This is a genomic window from Streptomyces sp. NPDC093111 (genome assembly GCF_040683955.1).
GTDB lineage: Bacteria > Actinomycetota > Actinomycetes > Streptomycetales > Streptomycetaceae > Streptomyces.
Map to the genome: position 1 here is coordinate 1 of NZ_JBFBNW010000015.1, position 25,097 is coordinate 25,097.

19 protein-coding genes and 1 pseudogene are annotated in these 25,097 nt (G+C 73.5%); 17 read left to right on the top strand and 3 right to left on the bottom strand.

Features of this window, described 5'->3' with window-relative positions; translation table 11 throughout:
* Positions 1–1,388 (bottom strand): annotated as a pseudogene (locus tag AB0Q96_RS25865) (sugar-binding protein); the annotation flags it as partial.
* Between the two features lie 624 nt (positions 1,389–2,012).
* Between AB0Q96_RS25865 and AB0Q96_RS25870 the strand changes: the two are divergent.
* Complete coding sequence (locus AB0Q96_RS25870) at positions 2,013–5,174, top strand: DNRLRE domain-containing protein (RefSeq protein ID WP_365329411.1); 3,162 nt, start codon at positions 2,013–2,015, stop codon at positions 5,172–5,174.
* Positions 5,175–5,293: 119 nt separating this feature from the next.
* Here the strand turns inward: AB0Q96_RS25870 and AB0Q96_RS25875 are convergent, their stop codons facing one another.
* Positions 5,294–5,902 (bottom strand): carboxymuconolactone decarboxylase family protein, encoded by a 609-nt coding sequence (locus AB0Q96_RS25875; RefSeq protein ID WP_365329412.1) that lies wholly within the window; start codon positions 5,900–5,902, stop codon positions 5,294–5,296.
* Between the two features lie 113 nt (positions 5,903–6,015).
* On the opposite strand from AB0Q96_RS25875, the gene AB0Q96_RS25880 reads away from it, so the two are divergent.
* The 16 genes from AB0Q96_RS25880 to AB0Q96_RS25955 all read left to right on the top strand — a co-directional run bounded on the left by AB0Q96_RS25880 (position 6,016) and on the right by AB0Q96_RS25955 (position 23,996).
* Complete coding sequence (locus AB0Q96_RS25880) at positions 6,016–6,708, top strand: HAD-IA family hydrolase (RefSeq protein ID WP_365329820.1); 693 nt, start codon at positions 6,016–6,018, stop codon at positions 6,706–6,708.
* A gap of 323 nt (positions 6,709–7,031) precedes the next feature.
* On the top strand, positions 7,032–7,835 hold the full coding sequence (locus tag AB0Q96_RS25885) for a hypothetical protein (protein WP_365329414.1): 804 nt from the start codon (positions 7,032–7,034) through the stop codon (positions 7,833–7,835).
* A gap of 147 nt (positions 7,836–7,982) precedes the next feature.
* Positions 7,983–9,119 carry a hypothetical protein gene (locus AB0Q96_RS25890; RefSeq protein ID WP_365329415.1) on the top strand — a complete coding sequence of 379 codons (1,137 nt, stop codon included), beginning with the start codon at positions 7,983–7,985 and terminating at the stop codon, positions 9,117–9,119.
* A 21-nt stretch (positions 9,120–9,140) separates the two neighbouring features.
* Entirely contained in the window at positions 9,141–9,533 is a 393-nt protein-coding gene (locus tag AB0Q96_RS25895) for a hypothetical protein (protein ID WP_329426072.1), read from the top strand.
* 2 nt (positions 9,534–9,535) lie between these two features.
* On the top strand, positions 9,536–9,811 hold the full coding sequence (locus AB0Q96_RS25900) for a hypothetical protein (RefSeq protein WP_365329417.1): 276 nt from the start codon (positions 9,536–9,538) through the stop codon (positions 9,809–9,811).
* 3 nt (positions 9,812–9,814) lie between these two features.
* Complete coding sequence (locus AB0Q96_RS25905; protein ID WP_365329419.1) at positions 9,815–10,315, top strand: hypothetical protein; 501 nt, start codon at positions 9,815–9,817, stop codon at positions 10,313–10,315.
* 136 nt (positions 10,316–10,451) lie between these two features.
* Positions 10,452–10,802, top strand: a complete 351-nt coding sequence (locus tag AB0Q96_RS25910; protein WP_365329421.1) for a hypothetical protein — start codon at positions 10,452–10,454, stop codon at positions 10,800–10,802.
* Entirely contained in the window at positions 10,799–12,502 is a 1,704-nt protein-coding gene (locus tag AB0Q96_RS25915; protein ID WP_365329423.1) for a hypothetical protein, read from the top strand. The genes AB0Q96_RS25910 and AB0Q96_RS25915 overlap by 4 nt, the downstream gene beginning before the upstream one ends.
* Positions 12,502–12,846 carry a hypothetical protein gene (locus AB0Q96_RS25920; RefSeq protein ID WP_365329425.1) on the top strand — a complete coding sequence of 115 codons (345 nt, stop codon included), beginning with the start codon at positions 12,502–12,504 and terminating at the stop codon, positions 12,844–12,846. The genes AB0Q96_RS25915 and AB0Q96_RS25920 overlap by 1 nt, the downstream gene beginning before the upstream one ends.
* A gap of 14 nt (positions 12,847–12,860) precedes the next feature.
* The gene (locus AB0Q96_RS25925; RefSeq protein ID WP_365329427.1) at positions 12,861–13,259 is read left to right on the top strand and encodes a hypothetical protein; all 399 of its coding nucleotides are present in this window, start codon (positions 12,861–12,863) and stop codon (positions 13,257–13,259) included.
* 3 nt (positions 13,260–13,262) lie between these two features.
* Positions 13,263–14,573: a baseplate J/gp47 family protein gene (locus tag AB0Q96_RS25930; RefSeq protein ID WP_365329429.1), complete on the top strand. Its 1,311-nt coding sequence runs from the start codon at positions 13,263–13,265 to the stop codon at positions 14,571–14,573.
* Positions 14,570–16,792 carry a hypothetical protein gene (locus AB0Q96_RS25935; RefSeq protein ID WP_365329430.1) on the top strand — a complete coding sequence of 741 codons (2,223 nt, stop codon included), beginning with the start codon at positions 14,570–14,572 and terminating at the stop codon, positions 16,790–16,792. Before AB0Q96_RS25930 ends, AB0Q96_RS25935 begins: the two co-directional genes overlap by 4 nt.
* The gene (locus tag AB0Q96_RS25940) at positions 16,789–17,406 is read left to right on the top strand and encodes a hypothetical protein (RefSeq protein WP_365329432.1); all 618 of its coding nucleotides are present in this window, start codon (positions 16,789–16,791) and stop codon (positions 17,404–17,406) included. The genes AB0Q96_RS25935 and AB0Q96_RS25940 overlap by 4 nt, the downstream gene beginning before the upstream one ends.
* Positions 17,407–17,417: 11 nt before the next feature.
* Positions 17,418–18,392, top strand: coding sequence for a hypothetical protein (locus AB0Q96_RS25945; protein WP_365329434.1), 975 nt, complete (start codon positions 17,418–17,420; stop codon positions 18,390–18,392).
* A gap of 16 nt (positions 18,393–18,408) precedes the next feature.
* Positions 18,409–22,326 carry a hypothetical protein gene (locus AB0Q96_RS25950; protein WP_365329436.1) on the top strand — a complete coding sequence of 1,306 codons (3,918 nt, stop codon included), beginning with the start codon at positions 18,409–18,411 and terminating at the stop codon, positions 22,324–22,326.
* Entirely contained in the window at positions 22,323–23,996 is a 1,674-nt protein-coding gene (locus AB0Q96_RS25955) for a hypothetical protein (protein ID WP_365329438.1), read from the top strand. The genes AB0Q96_RS25950 and AB0Q96_RS25955 overlap by 4 nt, the downstream gene beginning before the upstream one ends.
* Here the strand turns inward: AB0Q96_RS25955 and AB0Q96_RS25960 are convergent.
* Complete coding sequence (locus AB0Q96_RS25960) at positions 23,983–25,086, bottom strand: serine protease (protein WP_365329440.1); 1,104 nt, start codon at positions 25,084–25,086, stop codon at positions 23,983–23,985. The genes AB0Q96_RS25955 and AB0Q96_RS25960 overlap by 14 nt on opposite strands.
* Positions 25,087–25,097: the final 11 nt, after the last annotated feature.

Consider the following 25,097-nt stretch of genomic DNA (forward strand, 5'->3'; position numbering starts at 1 on the left):
TAGACCGGGACCGTCAGGACGGAGTCCGTGGTCGGGTCGTCGGCCGCGGTGCCGTTGTCGGACCAGCCCGGCAGCTTGTTCAGGCCGAAGTGGTAGCGGATGCCGTCCTTCGTCGTGACGACCCAGTACTCACCGTCCTTGGCGCCGTTGCCCGTGGCCTGACCGGTGACCCGCTCGACCTTCGAGCCGTCGCCGTTCGCCGTGAACCACTTGCTCTTGGTGTCGTCCCAGACGAGCTCGGTGGTCATGCCGCCCAGGGAGAGGGTGGCGTTGTCCGAGCCCCAGCACAGGTCCGCGGTGCGGTGCGTCTTGTTGTTCGCACCGGCCTTCTTGGAGTCCTGGCGGCAGTTGGTGTACGTGCGGGTGATGGAGCCCGCGTTGTAGTCCCAGCCGTCGCCGATCCAGGAGGCCTGGTTGTTCGACGAGGACGTACGGCCGTCGACGGACTGCGAGGAGTAGGAGAGGTTGACCTTCGGCATCAGGCCGCCGGCCGTCTCCGGGGTCTGCACCTGGTAGCCGTAGGTGAAGGCACCCGAGGACGAACCCGCCGACCAGGAGCCGGAGGACAGCAGCGGCGAGGCGGTGAAGTCGCCCTGCGCCGAGGAGCCGGTGTCGAGCATGCCGACCGCGTTGCCGCCGGCCGCGTTCGCGACCGGCTGCACGCCGTCACGGTACGAGGCCTTCGTCTGCGAGGAGGCGAAGCCCTCGCCCAGCAGGCTGGAGACGGGGATGGTGCCCGTGATGATGCTGCGGGTCTTCGCGTCCGGCGCGGCCTTCGAGTGGGTCGGCGCGTCCTTCGCGGGGACGACCTCCGCCTCGGAGCTCAGCCGCTTGAAGGAGCCGGAGTCGTCCTTGCCGGACATCGGGGTCGCCCCCGCGTCGTCGGCGCAGTCGCCCGTGGTCGGGGACGAGTAGACGCACTCGGGGAGCAGCATCAGGCCGAAGCGCTCGGCGGCCTGCGGGCCGTAGAGGTCCTTGAAGCCGCTCGTGTCGACGGTGAGGGCCACTTCGGCGGCCGGGTCGACGGTCGCCGGCGGGGTCACCTTCATGACCAGACCGGAGACACCCGCGTCCTGCGAGGTGGTGGCCGGTGCGAGGCCGACGCTCCAGTCGCCCGCGAGCGCCGTCGGGTCGCCGCCCTCCGGCACGCCGATGGCGATCGGCAGGTTGTTCGTGACCGGGACGGTGTCACCCGGGGTGCTGGTCGGCGAGAGCGTGGCATTGCCCGTGCCGGAGGCCCAGGCGGCCGTGTCCTTCGCCGTGTACTGCGGGATCGCGGTCTGCGGCGCGAGGGTCAGATCCTTCTGCGCCGTCGCGTCGCCCTCGAGCTGCGTGCTCTTGGGCAGGTCCGGCAGGTCGACCTGAGAGATCGACTCCTCACGGCTCATGCCCGGGCCGGGGATGGCCAGGGCCTGCCCGCCCAGGCTCGTCACCGTCAGTGTCGAGGACAACAGCAGGACGGTCGCCGTGCGGCTTCGCCGCCGGCGCCGTCGTTGTGACTCCGTCATGGCTGGGCGTCCCCGCCCCAGCCAAGACAGCGGACCTGAAGCACGCATACGCGTCGACTCCCACCCAGCGCAAAGAAAAAGAAAAGGAAGAGAAAACTCGGTGCGGAAACACCAAAGAGCGCACCTCGGATCGAGGTGCGCGCGTCGGCACTCTCTGTCATTGCTGTCACGCAATCAAGGTCACGCATGGTGACGGAGGGTGATTTCCGGTGAAGTGGATCACGGTGCAGGGTGGGGCGGACCGGGGCGCTGGTGCTTAATCCGATGAGTCGTCAAATATGGGGCGGCCGGGATGATTTAGTAGGGGTGTATCGGGCGGGTCGGGTCAATACGGGCGTCACTATGGTGTGTTCATCCGAATAGATAACGCCTTTATAAAATCTTCATCTGTGGACTGGCGGGCCACGGCATGTGATTGTTTGCCCGCCTTCTGCCCCTCGGTCCGCCGTACGGGGCTGTTTGTGCTGTCCCTGATCCGCTTGGTCCACACGGGAGTAGACCGCCGTGACCGCGCCGCCTCGTTTTCTCAGCCCATTCGTGCGCACGCGCACCCGGCTGTCACTGACCCTCGGCCTCGTACTGGCCGCCCTCACCGCCGCCCTGCTGCCCTGGTGGCAGCCGGCCGGCACCACGCCCGCCGTGGCCGGCGGCGGTGCCGCCAAGGCCGAGCCCGCCTCGACCGGCCTCAAGGACGAGGCCACCGCGATGGCTCAGGCCATGCGCACCCGCAAGCAGGTGCTGATCGAGACCGCCACCACGGCCACCTCGCTCACCTGGGCCCTGCCCGACGGGAAGCTGCGCACGCGGATCACCGCCACGCCGACCCGGGCGAAGAACGCCGAGGGCCGGTGGGCCCCCATCGACAACAGGCTGAAGCGTTCCGCGAAGGCCCCGCGGGGCCTCGGCATCGCACCCGCGAACGCCGCCATCCCGGTGCGCTTCGCGAGCGGAAGCCCCGACAAGGACCGCGCCGACCGCTCCTTCGTCCGCGCCGAGGCGCCGGGCGAGACGCCGCTGGCCGAGATCGACCTCGGCGGCCACACCATCGCGTACACCTGGCCGGGCGCCCTGCCCGAGCCGGTGCTCGACGGTCCGCGCGCCCTGTACTCCGAGGTGTTCCCGGGCGTCGACCTGCTGGTCGTCGCGCGCGAGGAGGGCGGCTTCGCCCAGGTCCTCGTGGTGAAGAACGCGCAGGCCGCGCAGCGTCCGGAGCTGAAGACCGTGACGTACGGGCTGCGTTCCGACACGGCGACCTTCCGGCAGGACACCAAGGCCAGCCGCGTCCAGGTCCTCGACAAGGCGGGCAAGGAGGTCGGGTCCATCCCGACGCCGTTCGCCTGGGACTCCAGCGGCCGCGACCCCGAGCTCCCCGCGGGGACCCCGAACCGCACCGCCACGGGCACGCCCGCCGAGGTGCTCAAGCTGTCCGGTCTCACCGGCATCGAGCCCGGCGCCAAGGCCGCCCCGCTGCCCATCGCCCTGGCCGGCGAGAACACCGGATCCGTCCGCCTCGGCCTCGGCGTCGCCGAGTCCGGCCTCCTGGCCCGTCCCGGCGTGCGGTACCCCGTCTTCGTCGACCCGCCGATCAACGGTCCGTGGCAGGCGTGGACGGTCGCGTACAAGCCGTACCCGAACACGAGCTTCTTCAACGGCACCAACTTCTCCTCCGGCACCTCCGACGCCCGCGTGGGCCACGAGAGCGACACCGGCGGCACCGCCCGCTCGTTCTGGCGGATGCAGTTCCCCACCGGCATCTCGGGCGCCACGTTCACCCGCGCCACCTTCAAGGTGCTGAACAACCACTCGTGGTCCTGCACCGGCCGTACCTTCCAGTTCGCCCTGACCGGGTCCATCTCGTCCGGTACGACGTGGAACGCGCAGCCGAGCTGGTCGACCGTGCAGGACAGCAAGACCTTCGCGCACGGCTGGTCCTCGACCTCCTGCCCGGACGACTACGAGTCCTTCTCCGTGATGGACGCGGTCCAGAAGGGCGCGGCGGCCGGCTGGTCGAACATCACCCTCGGCATGAAGACGACCGCCGAGTCGGACACGCAGACCTGGCGCAAGTTCAAGGCCACCTCCGCCGTCCTGGAGGCCGACTACAACCGTGACCCGAGCGAGCCCACCGCCGGCACCACCACCCCGGGCGGCGCCTGCGTGCCCGGTCCGGGCGCGGGCCTCACGGTCGCCAAGACCAACATCACTCTGAAGGTCTCGGCCAAGGACCCCGACGACAACCTGAAGCAGGTCCGCTTCCGCTTCTGGAAGACCGGCGGCACCGTCCCGGCCGGCTGGCTCGTCGCCGTCCCGGCGGCCGGCGGCACCGCCTCGTACACCGTCCCGGTGACCTTCCCGCTGGACGACAAGGCGACCTACTCGTGGGACGCCCAGGCGCAGGACTCCGCGGGGGCGGTGTCGACCAACTACCCGCCGGGCGACGAGCCCTGCCGGGTCACCATCGACGGCTCGGCCCCGCCGGCGCCGACGGTGGACGAGTCCACGACCCCGTTCAAGCGGGCCACGCCCGACGGGGCCACCTGGGCGAGCGTCAAGTTCGGCCAGACCGGCGCCATCACCTTCAGCTCGGCGGGCGCCGCCAAGTTCCGCTACGGCTTCGAGGGCTTCTACGGCCCCGACGTGAACGCCGTCAACGGCTCGTACACGGTGCCGAACCTGACGCCGCCGCACGCGGGCCCGAACTGGCTGCACCTCTTCGCCCTGGACGCGCTCGGCAACGTCAGCGCCCGCACCGACTACGCCTTCTACGTCCCGCCGCGTGACACCGGCGACGGCCCGGGCGACGTCGGCGGCGACGGCATCGCCGACCTGCTGGTCGTCGACGCCAACGGCAAGCTCGTCTCGTACGCCGGCGGCCCCGGCGGCGAGCTGTACGGCGGCATGGCCGGCTCGTACACGAGCGACAACAAGCTCAACCCGTCCGGTCACTGGTTCGATCCGACGACCGGCAAGGCCGCGCTGATCTCCCACTACCAGGACGTCTACCCCGGCGACGGCTCGACCGACGTCTTCGCCCGGACCCCGGACGGCGGCTTCTGGCTCTACCCCGGTGACGGCTACGGCACGTTCAACGTGGACAAGCGGATGAAGATCCGACTGCCCGCGAACACGCCCGACCCGAAGGACTGGATCCAGATGAAGGCCGTCGGTGACATCACCGGCGACAAGCTGCAGGACGTGGTCGTACGCGTCGGCACGGCCTTCTGGTTCCTCTCCGGCTACACCGGCGCGACCTTCCAGACCGCCACCCTGATGGAGGGCACCGTCTGGGCCCGCCGCGAGATCGTCAACGTCGGCGACATCAACCTCGACGGCGCCCCCGACATGCTCTGGCGCAGCCTGGACAGCGGCACCATCTACATCCGCCACGGCAAGCCGGGCCCGGTCGCGGGCAGCGTCGACATCAACTCGCTGATGCTGTCGGCCAGCTCCCTCAACGGCGACCAGACGTACGGCACCAACTGGACCGAGGCCCACGTGACCGCGATCGTCGGCATCCCCGACGTCAACGGCGACCGGATCCCGGACCTCTGGGCCCGTTTCGAGGACGGGCAGATGCGCGTCTACTACCCGTCCAGCACCAACACCAACGGGGCCGTGAAGGTCGTCCTTTCGGTGGACTGGAACGCCATCAAGTCCTTCGGCTGATGCCGTAGGAGGCAACGCACGCGGAACCACAGGAGGGGCCGCCCCGGAACGATCCGGGGCGGCCCCTCCGCCGTATCCGTATCCGTATCCGAATCCGTATACGCCGGGCCGCGGCCCGCTCAGCCGGCGGCGCCGTCCGGACCGTCCTCCTCGGGCTGGATCCCCGCGAGCAGGTTGAACGCCCCCGTCAGCAGGTTGAGCGTCACCACCCCGACGACCTCCGCGATGATCCGATCGCTCCACCCGTGCGTCCGCAGCTCGGCCACGTCCTCGTCGCCCAGGGAGCTCGGCTCGACGAGCACGCGCAGCGCGACCGCGATCAGCGCGGCCTCGCGGGCGTCCGTGGACGTGCCCTGGCGGGCCAGCTCGATGTCGCCCTCGCTCAGCCCGGCGGCCCGGGCGGCCTCCACGTGGGCCTCACGGCAGGTGCCGCAGCCGATCCACTCCTGGACGGCGAGGGAGAGCTTCTCGCTCAGCGCCCGGGGGATCTTCACCCGCTTCATGGCCCGGGACAGACTGAGATAGCCCTCGATGAGCGCGGGCGAGTGGGCCATCGTCGAGACCATCTCGCCGGCCGCGCCGTGCCGCTCGACGATGTCGGTGAGCAGCTCGCGCGCCTTCCCGGTGGCCTGCTCGGGCCGGAGCGCGGCCAGCCGCCGTGCCGGGCCCGGGGTCCCGGCCCGCGCCGCGCCCGGGGTCGCCTTCTGGGTCTCGTCTTCCGTTCGCACCTTGCCTCCTCCTCGGCACACCGTCTCGGCATACCCCTTGGGGGTATAACGCGGACGGGCTTCCCCGAGTTCCCGGCCGGGCGCTCTACGATCGGGGGGTGATCAAAGGCGTGATGTTCGACTTCTCCGGCACGCTGCTGCGTGTCGAGTCCACCGCGCACTGGCTGGACGCGGTCCTGTCCGAGTCGGGCGCGCGGCTGTCCGGCGACGAGTTCGGCCACGCCGTGGAGCGGCTGACCCGGTACGGGGCGCTGCCCGGCGGTCCGTCGCCGCGCGAGGTGCCGGCCCGGCTGCGGAAGGTGTGGGGCGAGCGCGACCTCGACGCCGAACGGCACCGCGCGGCGTACTCCGGGCTGATCCGGGAGGCCGGGGTCACCGAGCCGGAGCTGGTCCGCGCCCTGTACGACCGGCACATGGAGCCGGCGGCCTGGCATCCGTACCCCGACACCGCGCGGACGCTCGGCGAGCTGAGCCGCGGCGGGGTGCTCGTCGCCGTCGTCAGCAACATCGCCTGGGACCTCCGGCCGGTGTTCCGCGCGCACGGCCTCGACGAGTGGATCGACCTGTACGCGCTCTCCTACGAGGTCGGCGTCCAGAAGCCCGACCCGGCGATCTTCCGGTACGCCTGCGAAGGGCTCGGGCTCGCCCCCGCCGAGACCCTGATGGTCGGCGACGACCGCACCGCCGACGGCGGCGCGCTGGCGCTCGGAGCCCGGGTGCACTTCGTCGACCACCTCCCCGTCGACCGGCGCCCCGACGGCCTCCGCCCGGTCTTCGGGCTCCTGGGTGACCCCGGCCCCGCCTGAGGGGAGCCGTGTTGACGACGGGGTGAGCCCGCCCTGAGGTGACGCACCCTCAGCACGCCCTCAGCGCAAGGGAGTTGCGCGAGGGGCGGACGCCCGTGCGCTCCGGCGCACAACCCCTCGCCCCGCTCGCGCGCTCGCCCGAAGGGGCGGGGGCGCCTTCGAAAACGCCGGGCGGAGCGCAATCGCTCGTTCGGTGTCTCTTCTCCTCCGCACGGAGTAGAAGCCCTTGTCGAACGGTGTGCGGGCATGCGTCCCTATGTCCTGCCGCACGCCGGAGCCGCGTTCTCGCTCCGCGGTCCGCCGCGGCGCGAAAGGACGCGTGCATGGGTGTCATCCAGGACCGGGCCATGGCCCGGCTCGCCGACCCGGCCTCACTCGGCGCGCTCCTCGAACCCCGGGCCCGGTTCCTCGTCGAGCGGACCCACGAGCTGGAGTACGAGCGGATCGACTCGGTGGCGGCGCTGCGGGTCCGCAAGGTCGCGGCCCAGTGGCCGCTGTTCCCGCCGGACTCCCGACGGGGCAACTGGAGCCAGGTCGTGCCCGGCACGACCCTCGCGGACTTCTCCTGGTCGGGGGAGGCCGCCGAGCCCGTCTGGATCGACGTCCTCGCCGAGCTGGAGATCGACGTGGTCGCCGAGACCGACCCCGGCGGCCTCGACTCGCTCGTGGTGAAGGCCGTCGACGAGTACGCCACCCTGGACGAGTTCCGCGCCCAGTTCCGCTTCCTGGACCTGGACGCCTTCATGCGCGGCCACGGCCTCGTCACCGTGGAGGACCTGCGCGAGTCCGGCGAGTACCTCCGTACCGAGGTGCGGCTGCGCCGGCCGCCGGTCTTCGACCCGGGGCATCCCGCCAACCGGCGGACCGTCGCCGTGGACGCCGCCGTGGTCGTGGGGGCCGTCGACGACGTCGCCGGCGCGGTACGGGCGGCCCGCCTGGTCGCCGCGGCGGCACGTGACCGCCCCCTGTCGCCCGGGGGCTTCGGGGCGCGCGTCGCGCCGTACGCGCTCGTGGCCGCCTTCCCCGCCCCCGTACCCCCGCCGCCGCCCGCCCCGCCCGGACTCACCCAGGCGCAGATCGAGAGCCTCCTCGACGGCGCGGGCATCGCGGCACTCTTCCTGACCTGACCTGACCTGACCTGACCTGACCTGACCTGACCCGACGCGGCCACCGCCCGCGTACCGCCGCCGCCGCCCCCCCCCCGCACGGCCGCCCCCGCCGTCCAGCCTTCCCTGCCGTCCAGACCCTCCCCGTTCCGGAAGGAAGCAGGCCCCATGCCCGACAGTCCCGTCCGCTACGTCCGCGTCAAGACCGAGGGCGTCCCCTTCGCCCCCGCCGTCCGCGCCTACGGGAACATCGCCGTCATCGGCGTCGCGACCCCGCCGACGGCCAACCCGCCCGCGGACTTCCTCCCGCCCAACACCCCCCACCTCTTCACCGACGTCAACGAGGCCCGCAGGATCGCCTCCGGCCCCCTCGGTGATGCCATCGCCACCGCGCTGATCCAGGAGCCGGGACCCAGCGAGGTCTGGGGCGTGCGGCTCGCCCAGTCCAACGCCCATGACGACGCGTTCACCAAGGTGGGCCCGCTCAACGTGCAGTTGGTCGTCGTCGCCGACACCGACCTGGCCCTCGTCACCCCGACGGGCGGCCAGCCGACGCCCACCCCCGGGATCGTGAAGCTGGCCGAGCACGTCTCCGCCCCCGCCGCCGACGGCATGGAACGCATCGGTGTCGCGATGCTCGCCAAGGGCGCCGCCGACCCCGCCGTGGTGACCGGCAGCCTCGTCACCGAGCGCATGGTCTACGTGGCGCACAAGAGCGACGAGGACGTCGCCGCCGCCGTCGCTGGGACCATCGCGGGGTACGAGCCGCACGTCTCCCTGCTCCTGAAGAAGGTCAAGGTGAGCTCCGCCGCGTTCTCCGCCGCGGACCTCATCAAGCTGAACGGCTCCGAGGGCGCGACCAGCGGGGGACCGGCCGGCAAGGGCGTCAACTGGCTGGTCGACCCGCCGCTCATCCCCGGCGCGGGCGTCTACCTCGGCGAGGGCTACACCGGCGACCCCGGCGGCAAGAAGTACATCGACATCGTCCGCACCGTCGACGACATCACCTTCCGGCTCAAGGCCCGGCTCATCGGCACCATCGGAAACCTCCGGATCAGCCGCTCCGGCCTGCGCGGGCTCGTCGCCGAGATGGAGACCGTCCTCGAACCCCTGCGCCGGGCCGAGGTCGTCGAGGAGTACGAGATCGTCGTCCCCATCCTCTCCCTGCTCGACAAGCCGCAGCGCACCCCGGCCGAGGACGCCCTCATCCAGGCCGCCCAGACCGATCGCGCCGCCGAGGCCATGGTCCGGGTCGACTACGCGGGCGCGATCCACCGCATCAACATCACGCTCAAGTTCGACTGATCCGACCAAGGAGCCGTCCCCATGTCCGACTGGAACACCCGGCTGGAAGTGAAACTCGCCGGCCGGACGATCTCGCCGATCACCAACTTCTCCCCGTCGTTCAACGTGCCGCACACGGTGATCCACAGCCTGGAGGCGGACGGCGTCGGCTATGTGCGCCAGCCCTTCACCTTCACCTTCACGCTCACCATCCCGGCCATCGCGTCGGCCGTCGCCGACCTCACCGAACTCGCCGTCAACGGCGGCGAGTTCGCCATCGCGGTGGCCGAGAAGAAGGGCACCGACTGGGCGTTCTCCTCGCTCAAGTTCAGCCGGTGCGTGGTCAGCGCCGCCCAGCCCAGCAACATCACCGTCGACGGCGTCCCGCAGGCCACCTTCACCTGCATGGCCCTCAACGTCGGCGTGGAGGACTGACCATGACGTCCGACGACGCCCCCGGCCCCGGACCGGCGGACCGCGCCGGCGACCGGGTGGAGCGCACCGGCATCGCCCTCGTCCACGAGGGCGAGTACATCGTGCCCGCCCCCGGCAGCGAGGCCGTGGTGTCCCACCGGAGCGACGCCGGCCAGGTGGTCCACTACCACTTCCCCGTGGAGGTGGAGGTGGTCGGCGCCCTCCAGGACCACCACGTGCGGCGGATCGCCGCGCACGTCTTCGAGGAACTCGACCGTGAACTCGGCAGCCGGGGATAGCCCGTGGCGGACCAGGTGCTCGTCGGCACGATCCCCCTGCTGTACGTGCAGAGCATCACCATGACCGAGGGGTACCGGGTCGAGCGGATCCTGGGCAGCAGGTTCTCCCAGGCCACCCAGCCGTCCACGAAGACCCTGACCGTCGAGGCGGTGCTGCTCGGCCCGGACCGGTTCGCGACGAAGAAGGCCCTGGAGGTGCTCGCGCTCACCTCGCGCGCGCTGCTCTCCGCCGCGGGCCCGACGCTCGCCGCCACCGGCATCCCCGTCGTCTGCGGGCTCACGCTCAGCCTCGACATGCAGATCACCGACCTGCGGTTCGCGCAGAGCGTGCAGAAACGGGACGCCTTCGACCTGTCCATGACCCTCCAGTACGTGCCCCGCTCCAGTCTGAGCGCGCTGATCGGCGAAGCGGCCGACCTGGCGCTCGCCGCCGGGAGCGCGGCCGTCCCCTCCGTACCCGTCCCCGGCGCCGTACCCCGCTCACCCGGCCCCCCGCTCCTCTGACCCCGGCCACCCCCGACCCGACCCGGGCCGCAGAGCTCCGCCACCGCCGACCCGGCCCCGGTCGCAGAGCCGGCCACCCCCACCCCCGACTTCCCGACCCCACGAGAACGCCGCCCCGTCCCGAGAGGAGGCCCCGATGCAGGCGAGTCTGCCCGTCGACGCCGACGAAGGATTCCCGCAGTCCTTCCGGCTGCGCTTCGGCGAGCACGTCTACCGGATCGAGCTGTACGTCAACGCCGCCGAGGCGACGGTGGCCGAAGGCGGTGTGCTCGACCTGCTCGGCGGCGGCCCGTTCCTTGTGGTCGCCGTGGACCGCGAGGAACCAGGCGGACTCGTCCCGCTGCTGCGCCGCAAGGCCGTCCGCGACCTGCCCTGCCCGGCCGGCGAGCTCCGGCTCGTCTTCCGGGAGGCCCGCGTCGACGTCCGCAACCTCAACGGCACCGGCAGCTACGGCTCGAAGGTCCTCGCGGGGGTGTCCGCCCGATGAGCTTCGCCATCCGCTACAGCCTCACCGTCGCCGAGGAGAAGTCCACCGACGTCGCCGCCGCGGGCCGCCTCGCCGAGGAGGCCGCCACCGCGGCCGGCCCGCTCACGGGCCTCGGCGGCCTCACCACCCTGCCGCTGACCGTCTCCAACGACGTCTTCGGCGGCTCCCTCGTCCTCGACGCCGACATCACCGTCACCATGGCGGAAGGCGCCGTCGCGGGCACCTTCGAGGCGGTCCTCGTCAACCTCCCCGCCGAGACCGTCGGCACGCTCCGCGACAGCCTCGCCCGCCGCCCGCTCGCCGCCACCGTCCGGCTCGGCTACTTCGACGACCCCGGCGTCGGCCGCCACCCCGTCATGACCGGCCGGATCGTCAAGCTGACCTCGTGGGTCGCCGAGGACGGCCTCAGCCGGGTCAAGCTCACCGGCCAGGACGTCGGCGGCTACGCCCTGCGCATGACCTCCGCGGCCGTCCACCGGGCCGAGTCCGCCGACGCCCTGGACTTCGCCGACAAGGTCGTCCACGCCGCCGGCCTCACCCTCGCCAAGGGCTCCGCCCTCCCGACCCCGCTCACCGACCACACCGTGCGCAACCCCACCGCGCTCGATGCCCTCCGCGAACTCGCCGGCACCGCCCGCGCCCCCGTCGTCATCCGCGACCGGCTCGTCCTCATCGGCCCCGCCGTCGGCAACGACGACCCCGCGCCGGTCGCCTTCGACCCCCAGGTCAACCTCGTCTCGTACGGCGACGCGCAGGGCGAGGAGACCCTCGTCGTCGCGCCCGGCGAGGAGCGCCCGCCGGTCCGCAACTCCTTCGACCTGGTCGTCCTCGGCCACCCCGACCTGCGCGTCGGCCAGGTCGCCGCCTTCCACCGCTTCCCCGACGCCCCCACCGGAACGCTCCGCGTCAACCGGCTCGTGCACCGCTTCGGCGTCCGCACCGGGTACGTGTGCGAGGTACAGCTCGTCGCCGCGCGCGCCGGGCAGTTCGTCGAGGCCGTCGACGGGGTCCGCGCCGTCACCGACCGCCTCGACGCCGGCGCCGAACGCGCCCTGCTCGCCCGCCCCGCCGTCGATGTCGGCGAGGTCAGCGCCTACAAGGCCGCCGGCCACCAGGTGTCCCTCCGCTACGGGCAGTCCCCGCCGCCCTCCATGACCATGCCCAGCGTCACCGGGCCGGTCGGCGACGACGCCCTGCTCGACAAACCCGTCGCCGCGCCCTTCGCGTTCGGCCCCTGCGGACTCATGACGCCCGTCTACCCCGGCATGCGGGCCCTGCTCGCCCACAACCGCAACCTCGTCAACGACGCCGCCGTCGTCGGCTACCTCTGGCCCCGCACCCCCGGCGCCCGCGCCCCCGCGCCCGAACCCGGCGACTACTGGCTCGCCCTGCCCACCGGCACCGGCTCCGACGGGCAGCCCACCGGCCCCGGCGTCAACGACCTCACCGACGCCAAGGGCGGCCGGATCGTCCAGGCCCGCGGCCTGCACATCCTCGTCGGCACACCGAAACTGCCGCAGGTCGGCACCCGCCCCACCCCGCCCGAGGACGACTCGATCACCATCGAGCACCACACCGGCACCACCATCGCGATCGACGCCGACGGCGCCGTCACCGTCCGCACCGGGGGCGGCGGGATCACCCTCACCAACGGGACCGTCAGCCTGTCCCTCGACGGCGCATCGGTCCAGGTGACGTGATGCCCGAAGTCCTCACCACCGCCTCCGTCCTCAAGTGCGCCCACGGCGCCCCCGTCCTCACCACCGCCTCGCAGCACGCCCTCACCGTCGACGGCGCCCCCGCCCTCCTCGTCACCGACCTGCTCGGCGCCACCGTCCCCGCCTGCCCCAACCTCGACGCGAGCAAGGGCCAGGCGCCCTGCGTGCGGATCACCGCCGTCAGCATCGGCGCCAGCCGCCTGCTCAAGGTCGACGGCACCCCCGTCGCCCTCGCCACCGCCAAGGGCACCACCCAGGCCACCCCCGTCCTCCCCTTCGCCTGGCAGGTCGAGGACCCGGGCCAGACCCTGCTGCGTACGGACTGAGGAGCCGCCAGCCCATGCCACCCCAAGCGCCGCTCGACCCCCTCGGCCACAGCCTCCTCCTCGACGACGGCGACCTCGTCGTCCGCGGCGGCGGCCTCGCCGAGGTGCGCGGCCTCGCCAACCTCGTCCAGGCGCTCACCCTGCGCCTGCTCACCCCGTACGGCAGCGACCCCTGCGACCACCGCTACGGGCTCAGCGCCGGGGAGGCCTTCACCCACCCCGGCGGCACCCGCGTCCTCAAGGACCTGCTGCGCCTGGAGATCGTCCGCACCCTGGCCGCCGACCCACGGGTGCGGGAGGTCGCCGACGTCACCTTCACCGAGGACCCCGCCCTCCGGGTCCTGACCGTCCGGGTCCTCGTCGAGGCCCTCGACGGCCGGACCACCGCCCTGACCGCCGAAGTGGAGGTGTGAACCATGACGTACGGCGTGACCCCCGACGGCTTCGTCCTCAAGGGCCTCGACGTGATCCTCGCCGAGAGCAAGGCCCGCACCCGGGCCGCCCTCGGCGCCGATGTCGACCTGTCGCCCACCAGCCCCCTCGGCAAGATCCTGGAAGTGGTCGCCCAGGAGGACGCCGAACTGTGGAAGCGGATGGAGGCCCTCTACTACGGGCAGTTCACCGCCACCGCCGACGGCGCCGCCCTCGAACTCCTCGGCGACGACGCGGGACTCGCCCGCCACGCCGCCCGCCGCGCCGGAACCGTCGTGCTCACCCTGACCGGCGGCGTCCCCGGCCGGACCTACGTGGTGCCCGAGGCGACCGTCCTGCTCGGCGACGGCGACCCCGCCCGGGCCTTCGCCACCACCGCCCCCGCCGAACTGACCGCCGCCGCCCCCGCCCGTACCGTACGCGTCCTCGCCGTCGACCCCGGGGAGGCCCCGGTCGCCGCCGGGACCGTCGACGACGTGCACCCCGCGCACCGCGCCCAGTACCTCGCCGACTGGCCGCCCGCCGCGCTCGTCGTCACCAACCCCGCGCCCTTCGACGAGCTGATCCCCGAGGACGACGACGCCTACCGCGCCCGGATCATCGCCCTGCCGCGCGCCCTGTGGACCGTGGAGAGCGTCCGGCAGGCCGCCCTGGGCGTGCCCGACGTCATCGACGCCCGCGTCACCGACCCGCTCGGCGGCATCGACGTCTCCCAGGCGTACTTCGGCGGCTTCGACTTCGGCGGGCGCACCTTCAGCGACGAACGCCGCGTCGGCGAACCGTACTTCGCGGAGGTCGCGGTCGCCCACCGCGGCCTGCGCCCCTGGCGCACCCTGCCCGCCCCCGGCTCCGTGACCGGCGTGTACGAGCTCGTCGAGGCGGCCGTGGACCGGGTCCGGCCGCTCGGCGTCCACGTGAACATCGTCGAGGCCGACCACATCGACGTCGCCGTCCGCGCCGAGATCGTCCTCGCCGCCGGCTTCGACGGCCCCACCGTCATCGACCGCATCAGGGCCCGGCTCACCGCCGACATCGGCCGGCTCCGCCTCGGCGACGACGTCCTCTACGCCCGCGTGATGTGCGCCCTCGCCGAACAGCCCGGCGTCGACGACGTCCGCCGGCTCCATCTGCGGCGCTGCCCGCCCGCGTTCGGGCGCTTCGGCTTCGGCGGCGTCCTCTACCAGCTCGGCACCGCCGAGGCCGCCGTCGGCGAGTCCCTCGCCATGGGCCCCACCGAGATGGCCGTCTTCGCCGCCGACCCGGCCCTCAGCAGCATCGAGGTGGTCGGCCGATGAGCGGCGCCCTCGACACGGCCGCCCCCGCCGTCGCACCCGAGCCGCCCCGGCTCGCCGCCGCCGACATGGCCGCGCGCCTCACCGTGCCGTTCGCGCGCGGCGCCGACCGGCTGCCGCTCGTGGTGCGGGGCACGGCCGTCGACCCGTACGACTTCCAGCTGCACACCGCCCAGTTCGGCGTCACCCCCCGGCCGCTCCACATCCTCCAGGCCCGTCAGGACATCCCCACCGGCACCACCGTCACCCTCGGCGTACGCGGCGCCCCGGCACTGCCGGTGCCGCTGCCCGACGGGCTCACCGCCGGCACCTCCGTCGCGCTTCCCGACGGCACCGGCATCCTCACCGGCATCCAGTCCGGCCTCCCGGGACCCCAGGAGGACTGGTGGCAGCTCACCGCCCTCCTCGGCACCATGGGCCGGCTGCTGTGGGCCGTCGGCTGGGAACGCGACCACCTGCGCCGCCAGCTCGCCCGCACCACCGCCCAGCGCTCCGTCGCCCACGCCGAAGGCGTCCACCTCGACCGCAACGGCGCCGGACTCGGCGTCGTCCGCGCCCCCGGCGAGACCGACGCCGCCTACCGGCGCCGCCTGACCGTCGCCCGCCGCTGGACCCTGCCCACCCCCGCCGGGCTGCTCGCCGCCCTCAACGACGCCGTCGGCCCCGTCGACGGCGTCGCCGACCCCCTCGTCCTCGACGACACCGACGCCGAACTCCGCCGCGGCCTGCTGCCGCTCCGCGTCGCCCCCCTCGACCTGCCGCCCGGACAGAGCGTCGACCTCCTCGGCACCATCGGCACCGACCTGCCCCGGCCCCCCGTCGACGAGGTCTTCCACCCGGGCCTCCTGGTCGCCCTGTCGCCGCACGCCGCCGAGTCCCGCCCCCTCCCCGGCACCCCCGACCCGCCGCTCGTCCAGTCCGTCGTCGTCGCGGCCATCGTCCGGCTGAACCTCTTCGCCTCCCGGTCCGTCGTGCACGCCGGATACGACCCGAAGGCCACCGACGCCCGCGCCACCGGCCGTGCCGTCCTCCTCAGCCACGACACCATCCCCAGCAGGCGGATCGCCGCCCTCGCCCACTGGTCCGGATTCGACCTGGTCACCCACCGCCCGGACGGACTCGTCTACGCCGAGTGCGCCCCCGGCGAACTCCTCGGCATGGAGACCGGCGACGGAACCATCCCCATCGACGGCGGCCTCCCCGTCGACGCGACGACCACCCTCTCCGTACGCCCCCTCGTGCCGCCGCCCGGCTCCCTCGTCCGCTGGTACCTGCTGCGCGACGGCGCGGGCCGCGGCGAATTCGTCGGGCCCGCCGAAGGGGCCTCCGTCGTCCTGCGCGGCAAGGCCCCCGGGCGGCTCGTCGTCGTCGCCGAACTCCGCCTCGCCGACCTCACGGCCTCCGCCACCCGCGAGCTCGTGATCCGTCCCGTCACCGTCGCCGACAACACGGCGATCGGCGCCGACGGCACCCCCGACCCGGACCCGCCCCCGCCCATGCCGCCCGGCGAGGGCCTCCACCCCGCCTTCCTCGTACGCCACGACGACCCCGCCCACGCCGAGTACGGCACCGACGCGGAGACCCACCGGATGCGCCGCGAGGTCGCCGAACACCTCGACGCCCTGATCGCCCTCGTGCCTCCGGCCACCACCGGGAAGCTGGCCGTCCGCAGGGACCTGACCGCGACGGCGTCCCCGCTCGCCAAGGAGGCACGGGAACTGCGCCTCAGCCACCCGGGCCTGCCCCTGGGAACGCTCGGCGCGCTCGCCCACCGGGCCGGGTTCAGCTACGTCCGCGTCGCCGGGGGAGTCGTGACAGTCTCCCAGGAACACCAGGACCCCGTCCGGGTCACCACCGGGCTCTTCCGCGACGTCCTGCCGATCGGCACCACCGTGCCGCTGACCGTGACCCCCTCGCCCGCCGAGATCGGCGCCGCCGGAGTCCTCGGCTGGTCCACCGGCGACGGCGCCGCCACCCTCCTGACCACCGCCCCCGGCGCGATGTCCGTACGCGGCGAACACGGCGGCCCCGCCTGGGTGCAGGCCTCCTACCGGATGGGCGACAAGACCGGCGCCTACCAGTTCACGGTCCGGCTGCGCCCCGAACTCACCGGCCACACCCTGCCGCCCGCCACCCGATCCCTGATCATCCAGCTCCTCGACGGCCTGCGCCCGCTGGGCGTCGAGGTCGTCACCCGTCTCCTGCCCGGAGGAACCCCGTGACCGACATCGTCTTCAGCCCCACCTTCAAACACGTGGCCTGGGTCGACAACCGCGACCGCGTGGCGGCGAGCGGCCAGAACGGCTTCAACGTGCGCTTCGACTCGATCCAGCGGGACCTGGAGGCCCTGTCGGCGGTGGTGAGGCAGATCGACCTGGGGCTCAAGCAGGCGGGGCAGCACCCGACGGTGGAGCGCAAGCTGACGCTGGCGCCGACGTTCTCGCCCGTCGAGAACAAGACGCCGTTCGTGATCGACTCGGAGGGGGTGGCGGGCCGGTCGGACACGACCAACACGTCCCTCTCCGGAATCCTCACCGTCGCGCTCCCCGACGGCGTCCGGCTGCTCACGCTCCGGGCCACCGGCCAGAACACCGGCAACGGCACCCTGAACGTGAGGCTGTACCGCAACTCGCTCGTCACCGTCGGCCCGCCCGAGCAGATCGCCCAGGTGACGTGCTCCGGCGGCCCCTTCGGCGAACCCCAGGTGATCCCGTCCGGAAGGGACCGGGTCGACATGGCCCGCTTCGGTTACTTCGTCGTCGCGAGCCTCGAAGGCGCCACCCCCGGCGGCAGCGTCTACATCACCAGCGTCCAACTCTCCTACAACGTCGACTGAACGGAGCTCCCATGCCCGGGAACGACCTCTACATCCCCATCGATGACGTCGCCGACGACGGCACGCAACGCCCGTACCCCTCCGACAGGGCCACGAAGCCGTGGGAGAACGCCAACATCCGGATCAAGCCCGAGGGGGGGATGGAGGGCACGTCGGCATACGCCGGCAAGCTGAACACCGTCATCGTCCGCGTGAAGAACAGGGGACAGACGGAGATGGTGGGCGTCCAGGCCCAAGCCTGGGTGTTCGACCCGGGCTTCGGCGAGATGACCAAGGAGAGCGCGAAGGGCACGTTCGGCAACGCCGGAAACGCGCAGTCGATCAAGCCGGGCGAGAAGGCCACGTTCCTCATGACACCGTGGAACGCCCCGGAGCTCGACGGCGGCGTGGCCTCGAAGCACTACTGCCTGATGGCCAACACCTACCAGGAGGGCGGGGCGAACGAGGGAACGAAGATCACGAGGTTGACGGGCACGCTGCACCCCGACGACGACGCGCACCAAGGTCAGTGCAACATCACTCTGGTGCCCGCTCCGGGCGGTCCGGGCACCTACAACAAGGTGCCCACGACGACCTTCCCGCCCCGGGGCGGGACACAGGCAGAGTTCGTCCTCCGTGCCGACCACGTCACGACGAAGCCCGACACCGGTGAGCTCGACGTCCTCAGGGCCCACGGGGGCATCGTTCCGAACGGCCAAGGGTCGTCCGTGGGAGGCCTGAGCCTGATGACCTCCCGAGGACCCGTCCCGCTCACGATCAGCAGTGTGGCGCCCGGCCTCGACGTGCGGTCCGAGTTCATCCCCGGATTCGACACGCCCTTCACCTTCGCCGAGGACCGCCCCGACAAGATCCCGACCGACATCGTGATCCACATCCCCGAGGACGCCGCCCTCGGCAGCCTGCACATCGTCGACGTCGGCCTGTGGACCGAGCGGGGCGACATGGTCGGTTCGGGGCTGCGGGTCCTGACGCTGGTCACCGAGTAGCCGGAGCGGTATCCCGTTGGAGACCCACGTCCACGTGCCGGTGAGGATCACCCTCACCGGCGAGCCCGGCCCCGACGAACTCGCCGCGCTCACCCGGCGGCTGACCGCGCTCGTCGCCGGGCGGCTCGCGCTGGCCGAGCGGGAACTCGGGCGTGGGCGGCGGACGGCGGAGTGGGCGGTGGGCGGCGGCGGGGCGCGGGAGGTCCACGAGCCGGGGCGGGACGTGGCGGGCGGCTACACGCTGCCCTCCTACGCCGGCGCCGGCCGCCCCACCACCGTCCCGGTGAACGCCCCGGCGCCCTGGACCGTCGTCGGGACCGCGCGGGCGCGGATCGAGGTCGGGCGGTTCATCGGCTTCGTGGAGGGCGAACTGCGGCAGCCGTTCCCGCAGGGCGCCCTCTACCGCTCGATCGCCGGATCGGTCCGCGCGGCGGACGTCTGGCTGGTGCGCGTCGACAAGGACTACGAGCCGGACGAGCTGGGGCGGGAACTGGTGGCGCGCGGCTCCGCCGAGGAGGGGAGCGGGGCGACCGAACCGGCCTGGTTCTTCTCCGGCTCCGCGGCCGTCCTGCAACGGCTCGCCCAGGCCGACGCGAGCGGGACGGTCGCCGCCCGCCTCCCGTACCTGCCTCAACGGCACGTCGTCTTCGCCGCCATGCGGCTGCCGCGCGTCGAACTCGCGGACGTCGCCTTCCTCGGCCCCGCCCTCCGGGTCACCGTCACCGTCCGCGAGGCCGGATTCTGCGTGGACCCGGTGGTGTTCGAGCGGGCCACCGGCCTGCCGTGGCGCCGGTACGCGGAGGAGTACGCGGGTGAGAAGACCGTCGTGTGGACCCAGCCGGTCGTGCTGCGCTCCGCCTCGAACGCGGTGCGTACCCCGGCCGGCATCGAACGCGACGCCCTGCGCCTGCTGTTCCAACGGCACCTGGGCGCCGGCCCCCCGCACCACGAACCGGCCGCCCGTCTCTTCGTCGCCGACGGCGAGATCCTGCACGGCGTGCCCGAGCCCGTCCGGCGGGCCGCCGTGTGGCCGGGCGAGGCGGGCGAGCGGGTGCTCTACTGCCGGGCCGGGCTCGACCTCAGGACCGAGACCCTCGGCGCGGCCCTCTTCCGGCCGGAGGCCCGGCGGCTGGCCGGCGAGCTGATCGCGCTCTTCGACGAGGACGGGTTCGCCGCCGCCCTCGACGCGCTGCTCACCAGGAGCGTCTCCCAGGACCGCGGCCGGTCCGGCACCCTCCTCCAGTACGTGCTGGAGAGCCTCGAACAACGCGGGAAACTGGGCGAGTTCTTCGCCTCCGCCGACGCCACCCGCCGGTTCGCCCTGAGGCTGCGCCTGCTCCAGCAGTGCGAGGCCGGTCCGTACGCGCACCACGAGAAGGTGGCCGCCCTGCGCGCCGCCCTCGCCCGGGAGCGGGCCGCCACCACCGCCCACGCCTACACCGTCGGCGGCCCGGGGAAGGGGGCCGTGCGGCTCGACCGGCGGCCGGACGGCACGGTGCTCGCCGGAGAGCTCCTCGGGAAGGCCGATCCGCTCTACCGCAAGCGCCGCGACATCACGCGCCCGAAGCCGGGCCGGGCCGACGCCCTGCGCGCCGCGCTCCTCGCCGAACGCGGACACATGGTGGGGAACATCCTCGCGGGGGACGACCGACGCGACTACTCCGAAGAGGAGTTCCGTACCGTCGCGGTGGACCGGGCCGCGCGGGCGGTGCGGTTCACCGCCGACGACTTCGAGGAGAAGGAGGTCGAGTACGGCATCGCCCTCCTGGAGGTGTTCGACGCCCAGGAGCAGGGACTGCCCTCCTACGAGATCGGGTTCTCGATCGTCTCGCGCGTCGTGGGCGAGCAGAAGTGGGAGACGGCCGCCGGACCCCTGCGCGAACCCGTCGGCGCGTTCGAGGCGCGGCTCGTCCAGTGGCGGCTCGGCCGCGCCGGGGACGCCTACCGGATCGCGGGCCTCGCCGTCGCCGTCGTCGGCGGCGCCGCCCTCGCCTGGGAGGCGGGCGTCGTCGCCTCCCTCATCCGGCTCGGTGGCTCCCTCGTCCGGCTCGGCGGCGGCATCGGCGCGGTGAGTGTGAACATCGGCATCACCGAAGCCGCCTATCTGATCAAAGTCCTGCTCGGCCCCGAGGAGTTCAGGGTCGGCGGGTTCCTCATGGCCGCCGTCGACGGCTACCTCGACGCCCTCGGCTACCGGATCGGCAGCGGGATCGGCGGCTGGACCGGGAGCCGGATCGGCACCGGCACGCTGCGCGGCCGGATCGCCGCCTGGATCGCCGGGAAGCTGGTCACCGGCGCGGTGGGCGGTGCCACCGCCGCCGCCCTGCGGACCTTCGCGCACGACGTCGCCGCCGGCAGCTGGTCGGGCGTCGACACGTACGTCGCCGAGATGGAGTACCACGCCGTCGTCGGCGTGATCCTGGCCTTCACCGCCGACCCCTTTCTGCGGGCACTCCTCGTCCGGGCCGGGCCCACGCTCATCAAGGCCGCGCTGGTGACCCGCCTCCTGAACGCCGAGGGCGTCACTGCCGAACGCTGGGCCGAAGCCATGGCCCTGACCGGGCAACGGATGGAGTACTCCCTGGGCCGGAGCCTCTCGGCGGCGGAGGCGCGGGCGTGGGCGCGGGCGATCGGCAGGCGCGCCGACGAGGCGGGCCAGGGGCTCGCCCACGCGCGCCCCACGGGCACGACGTCGCGCGTTCCCGCCCGGATCACACCGGCGCACGAGGCATCCGCGCACGGGGCATTGGTCCATGAGGCACCCGCGCGCGGGGCATTGGTCCATGAGGCATCCGCGCGCGGGGGATTGGCCCACGAAGTGCTCTCCCACGAAGCGACCACGCACGGGGCGACCACACACGAGGTACCCACCCATGCGGCACCGGCGCACCAGACGTCCGTGTCCGCGTCCGCGCCCGGGTCCATGCCCTCCACGCTCGGCCCGGCCGCCGGGGCCGCGCGCGCCGTCGCCTCCGTGCAAGCCGGGGAGGGCGCGGAGGGCGCGGAGAGCGCGCGCCCCGGCGCGGACGCCGCATCCCAGGCCGAGGACGCGCCCCCCGGCGCGCAGACCCCGCCCCCCGTCACCGAGACCCCTCGCCCGCGCCCCCAGCCCACCACCGTGTGGCCGAGCTGGGCGCGGCTCAAGGAGGCCTCGCTCACCGACCGGGAAGCCGCCCTGGACCGCCGCTGGTACGAGACGGCCCGCATCGAGGAACTGCGCGCCCGCGAGGCCCACGACCCCGTGGCCAAGGAGCTCCTGAACAAGGAGTGGGGCGGTGTCAGGCGCCCGTACCAGCCCGACCGCCCCACCGACCCCGCCATCCAGGAAAAGCTGCGCGCCGACCTGCGCGAGGTGCGCGCCGCCGTCGAGGCGGAGCGGAGCCGGCGGGAGACGGAGCGGCTCCGGCGGGAGGGGCCAGGGGGGCCCAAACCGTCCACCCCCGAGCCCGCGGGATACAAGCGGCTCACCACCCGGGCCGGAGTGTTCTGGGTGCAGCCGACCGCGAAGGCCGCCGCCGCGTACCAGGGCACGATCGGCGTCGCCCGTTCCGACATCCCCGCCCTCGCCGGGGAACTGTTCGCCGGCGGCTCGCCGAAGGCCTTCGGCTCGTACGACCCCGCCCATGAGATCCGGCCGGCGGACAACGTGGTCGTCCCACAGGCCCACGGGCACGCCGAGCAGGACCTCGGCCAGCAGATCGACGCCCGTCTCGCCCGCCTGACCGAGGCCGAACGGGCCGCCGCGCGCGGCCGCACCGTCTACATCCGGGTCGACCAGGAGGTCTGCGGGCCCTGCGCCGCCGGACTCGGCTCCGGGACACGCCTCGGGGTGCTCGCCCGGCTCAGCGCCCTCCACCCCGACATCGTCTTCGAGGTCACCGCCGACGACACCAGCACGGTCTACCGGATCGTCGCCGGAAAGAGGGTGCGATGACCACCGGCCGCCACCAGCGCCGCTTCCACCCGCCCGAACTGCCCGCCCGGCCCGAGGGCCTCGCCCCGGAGACGGCGCGGCTCCTGGAACTCGCCGTCCGGCAGGCCGTCGCGGACGCGGTACGGACGGTCGACGGCGGCCGGCCCGGCGGGCCGACCACACGGACGGCCGCTCCCGGCGGGACCCGCCCCATCGCCGGGCCGTCCCCGGCACCCGCGCCACGCGCCTCCGGGGACGGCTACCAGGTGCCCAGCTACGCCGACGCGGGCCGCCCGGTCACCCTCCCCCTGCTCGACGGCCCCGGACTGCCGGCCGTCGGCCCCGTCGGACGGCCCGCGGGCGGCCTCGGCCTCGCCGTCCACACCGGGAGCGGCGTACGCGACCTCGGCGCCGGCGCACGCCCCTGGGACGCGCCCACGCCGCCGCCCGCGCACGCGGGGGAGTGGACGCCCGGGCGGCTCGCCGCCCTGCGGACCCGCATGGGCGACGGATTCCGGCACGCGCCGCTCGGCAGCATCACCGTCGACCGGCTCACCGTCGGCTCCACCGAACTCCCGCTGCTGCCCGCGCTCGGCGGCACCGGCCCGGACCGGACGGTGGCCGACCGGCTCGGCGCCGGGGCCTTCTACCTCGACCCGATCGCCCGCGAACGCCTCGGCCCGGCCGCCACGCCGGTGCCCGGCGCGGGCTACGCCGTGCAGCGGGTCACCGACGACGGGTACCGCCACGACACCGGGCTCCGCGTCGTCACCCCGGACACGGGCACGGTCCCGACGGGCATCCTCGCGTACACCCTCCCGTACCCGGGCGAGCTCGGCATCGGGCCGGAGGCCCGCCCGTACGACCTCGAAGGCGCCGACGGGGCCTGTCTGTTCAGCGGCCTCCTGTGGGGCGCGGACGAGCACCTGGACCAGGTCGTCGAGTGCGTCGCCGCGCTCGCCGCGGCGGTGCGTCCGGACGGGCCCGCCGGGGACGGGCACTGGTTCTGGGGCGCGGTCGCCGACTGCGTCGAGCATCCGCTGGTCCTCGCCGAACCGGGCCCGAGGGAGCTGCGCGAGCTCTACCGGGAGAAGCTGGAGCAGGGCGAGTTCTTCGACGCCGGGCGCGTCCTGTGCCACCTGGTCCTGACGCTGCTCAGCCTGCCCGGCCGCCTCCCGTTCCCGGGCACGCTCACCCTGCCGCGCGTCGGCGTGGCGGAACTCGGTGGCCTCGCACCCCGGCCCCTGGACGTGATCTGCTTCCTGCTCGCCGGGCGGTCCGCCGTGCTCACCACCGAGGGCGCCCTGCTCGGCCTGGCCGGGGACGACGACGTCCTCGTGGCCGTGACGGAGGAGAAGGGCACCCGGGCACTCTCCCGTTCCGAGCTCGCCACGGCGCTGGAGGACGGTGCGGTGCCGCTCACCGCCGCCGGGACGGAGGAGCTGGCGCGGGCCCTCGGCATGAGCCCGGGGACCGTGCCGCACGAGGACCGCGTCCGGCACGAGGGCGCGCGCAGGCTCAAGAAGCGGCAGCCGGGACCGCCCGGCCCGGCGGGACCACCGGGATCGCCCGGACCACCGGGATCGCCCGGACCACCGGGATCGCCCGGACCTGCCGGCCCACCCGCCCCGCCCGCACCCCCTCCCGACACTCCACCCTCCGACACCACCCCACCCCTCACACCCAGTTGATCTTCGCCTTCGCCAGCAGCGGATCGTCCACCATCTCCCACAGCGGCACCGCCACGTTGCCGATCCGGTACCGGCCGCCGAAGTGGAGGCCGAGGACCCGGTGGTCGGTGAGGTCGAAGACCGGGGAGCCGCTGTTGCCGCCGAGGGTCGAGCAGTCGTGCTTCATCACCCGTCCGCCGGGCGTGAACTCCGTGGTCATGCCCGGCTGGAGCCGCTTCACGTTGTAGATGTCCATGAAGATCCTGCGCATCGACTCCGGTTCGTTGCGACGCCCGTCCCAGGCCGGGTAGCCCACGACGTACACCGGCCGCCCGGGGACGCTCGCCGGGGCGGCCCCCGCGACCGCCAGCGGGGTGGGCAGCCGCTCGCCGTCGGGCGGGGCGATCCGCAGCAGCGCCATGTCGACCTCGGGGTGGATGCCGATCACCTCGGTGATCTCGTACGGGAGGGAGCCCGGGGTCGGCACCGGTCCCGGGGCCTCGGCGGGGGGCAGTTCCTCGGCGGGGTCGATCCGGGCCGACATGCCCTGCTGGAAGGCCCAGCCGGCGCCCTCGGCGCGGCTGAACTCGGCGGCCACGTGCCGGTTGGTCATCACCGCGTCCGGACCCACCAGGAACGCCGTGCCGATCCAGGCGAGGCTCGGGTGTCCGGTGACCTCGACCCGCCCGACCCGGGCGATCGACTCGTCGATCGCCGGCCGGCTCGCGTCGAGGACCGCCCAGTCGCCCGGCTGGGAGGGGAAGTCCTGCCCCTGGACGAGGATCGCGGGCCGGCCCTCCAGGAGGACGATCGCCTCCACGCCGAAGTACTCGTCGTCGTCGATCTCGTCGGCCCGGTCGTCGGCCAGCTTCTCCAGGCCGGAGACGCCCGCCTCCAGGACCCGGGACCGTTCCTCCTGCGCGAACTTGCCGATCTGCGAGGCCGAGGCGACGCCGGGCGGCAGTTCCTCGGCCGACTCCTCGTACTCGATCTGCGCCTCCAGGCCCGCCCGGACCCGGGCGGCCACCTCGCGCAGATCGCCGAAGACCCGCTCGGGTCCGGTCGCGACCGGCGAGCCGCCGTGCGACCCGCCGTGTGTTCCGTAGCCCATCTCCCGTCACC

Coding starts and splice junctions, on each gene's coding strand:
- AB0Q96_RS25880 (WP_365329820.1), top strand. CDS start 6,016: ATGTTCGACTTCTCCGGCACGCTGCTGCGTGTCGAGTCCACCGCGCAC.
- AB0Q96_RS25885 (WP_365329414.1), top strand. CDS start 7,032: ATGGGTGTCATCCAGGACCGGGCCATGGCCCGGCTCGCCGACCCGGCC.
- AB0Q96_RS25890 (WP_365329415.1), top strand. CDS start 7,983: ATGCCCGACAGTCCCGTCCGCTACGTCCGCGTCAAGACCGAGGGCGTC.
- AB0Q96_RS25895 (WP_329426072.1), top strand. CDS start 9,141: ATGTCCGACTGGAACACCCGGCTGGAAGTGAAACTCGCCGGCCGGACG.
- AB0Q96_RS25900 (WP_365329417.1), top strand. CDS start 9,536: ATGACGTCCGACGACGCCCCCGGCCCCGGACCGGCGGACCGCGCCGGC.
- AB0Q96_RS25910 (WP_365329421.1), top strand. CDS start 10,452: ATGCAGGCGAGTCTGCCCGTCGACGCCGACGAAGGATTCCCGCAGTCC.
- AB0Q96_RS25915 (WP_365329423.1), top strand. CDS start 10,799: ATGAGCTTCGCCATCCGCTACAGCCTCACCGTCGCCGAGGAGAAGTCC.
- AB0Q96_RS25920 (WP_365329425.1), top strand. CDS start 12,502: ATGCCCGAAGTCCTCACCACCGCCTCCGTCCTCAAGTGCGCCCACGGC.
- AB0Q96_RS25925 (WP_365329427.1), top strand. CDS start 12,861: ATGCCACCCCAAGCGCCGCTCGACCCCCTCGGCCACAGCCTCCTCCTC.
- AB0Q96_RS25930 (WP_365329429.1), top strand. CDS start 13,263: ATGACGTACGGCGTGACCCCCGACGGCTTCGTCCTCAAGGGCCTCGAC.
- AB0Q96_RS25935 (WP_365329430.1), top strand. CDS start 14,570: ATGAGCGGCGCCCTCGACACGGCCGCCCCCGCCGTCGCACCCGAGCCG.
- AB0Q96_RS25945 (WP_365329434.1), top strand. CDS start 17,418: ATGCCCGGGAACGACCTCTACATCCCCATCGATGACGTCGCCGACGAC.
- AB0Q96_RS25955 (WP_365329438.1), top strand. CDS start 22,323: ATGACCACCGGCCGCCACCAGCGCCGCTTCCACCCGCCCGAACTGCCC.
- AB0Q96_RS25960 (WP_365329440.1), bottom strand. CDS start 25,086: ATGGGCTACGGAACACACGGCGGGTCGCACGGCGGCTCGCCGGTCGCG.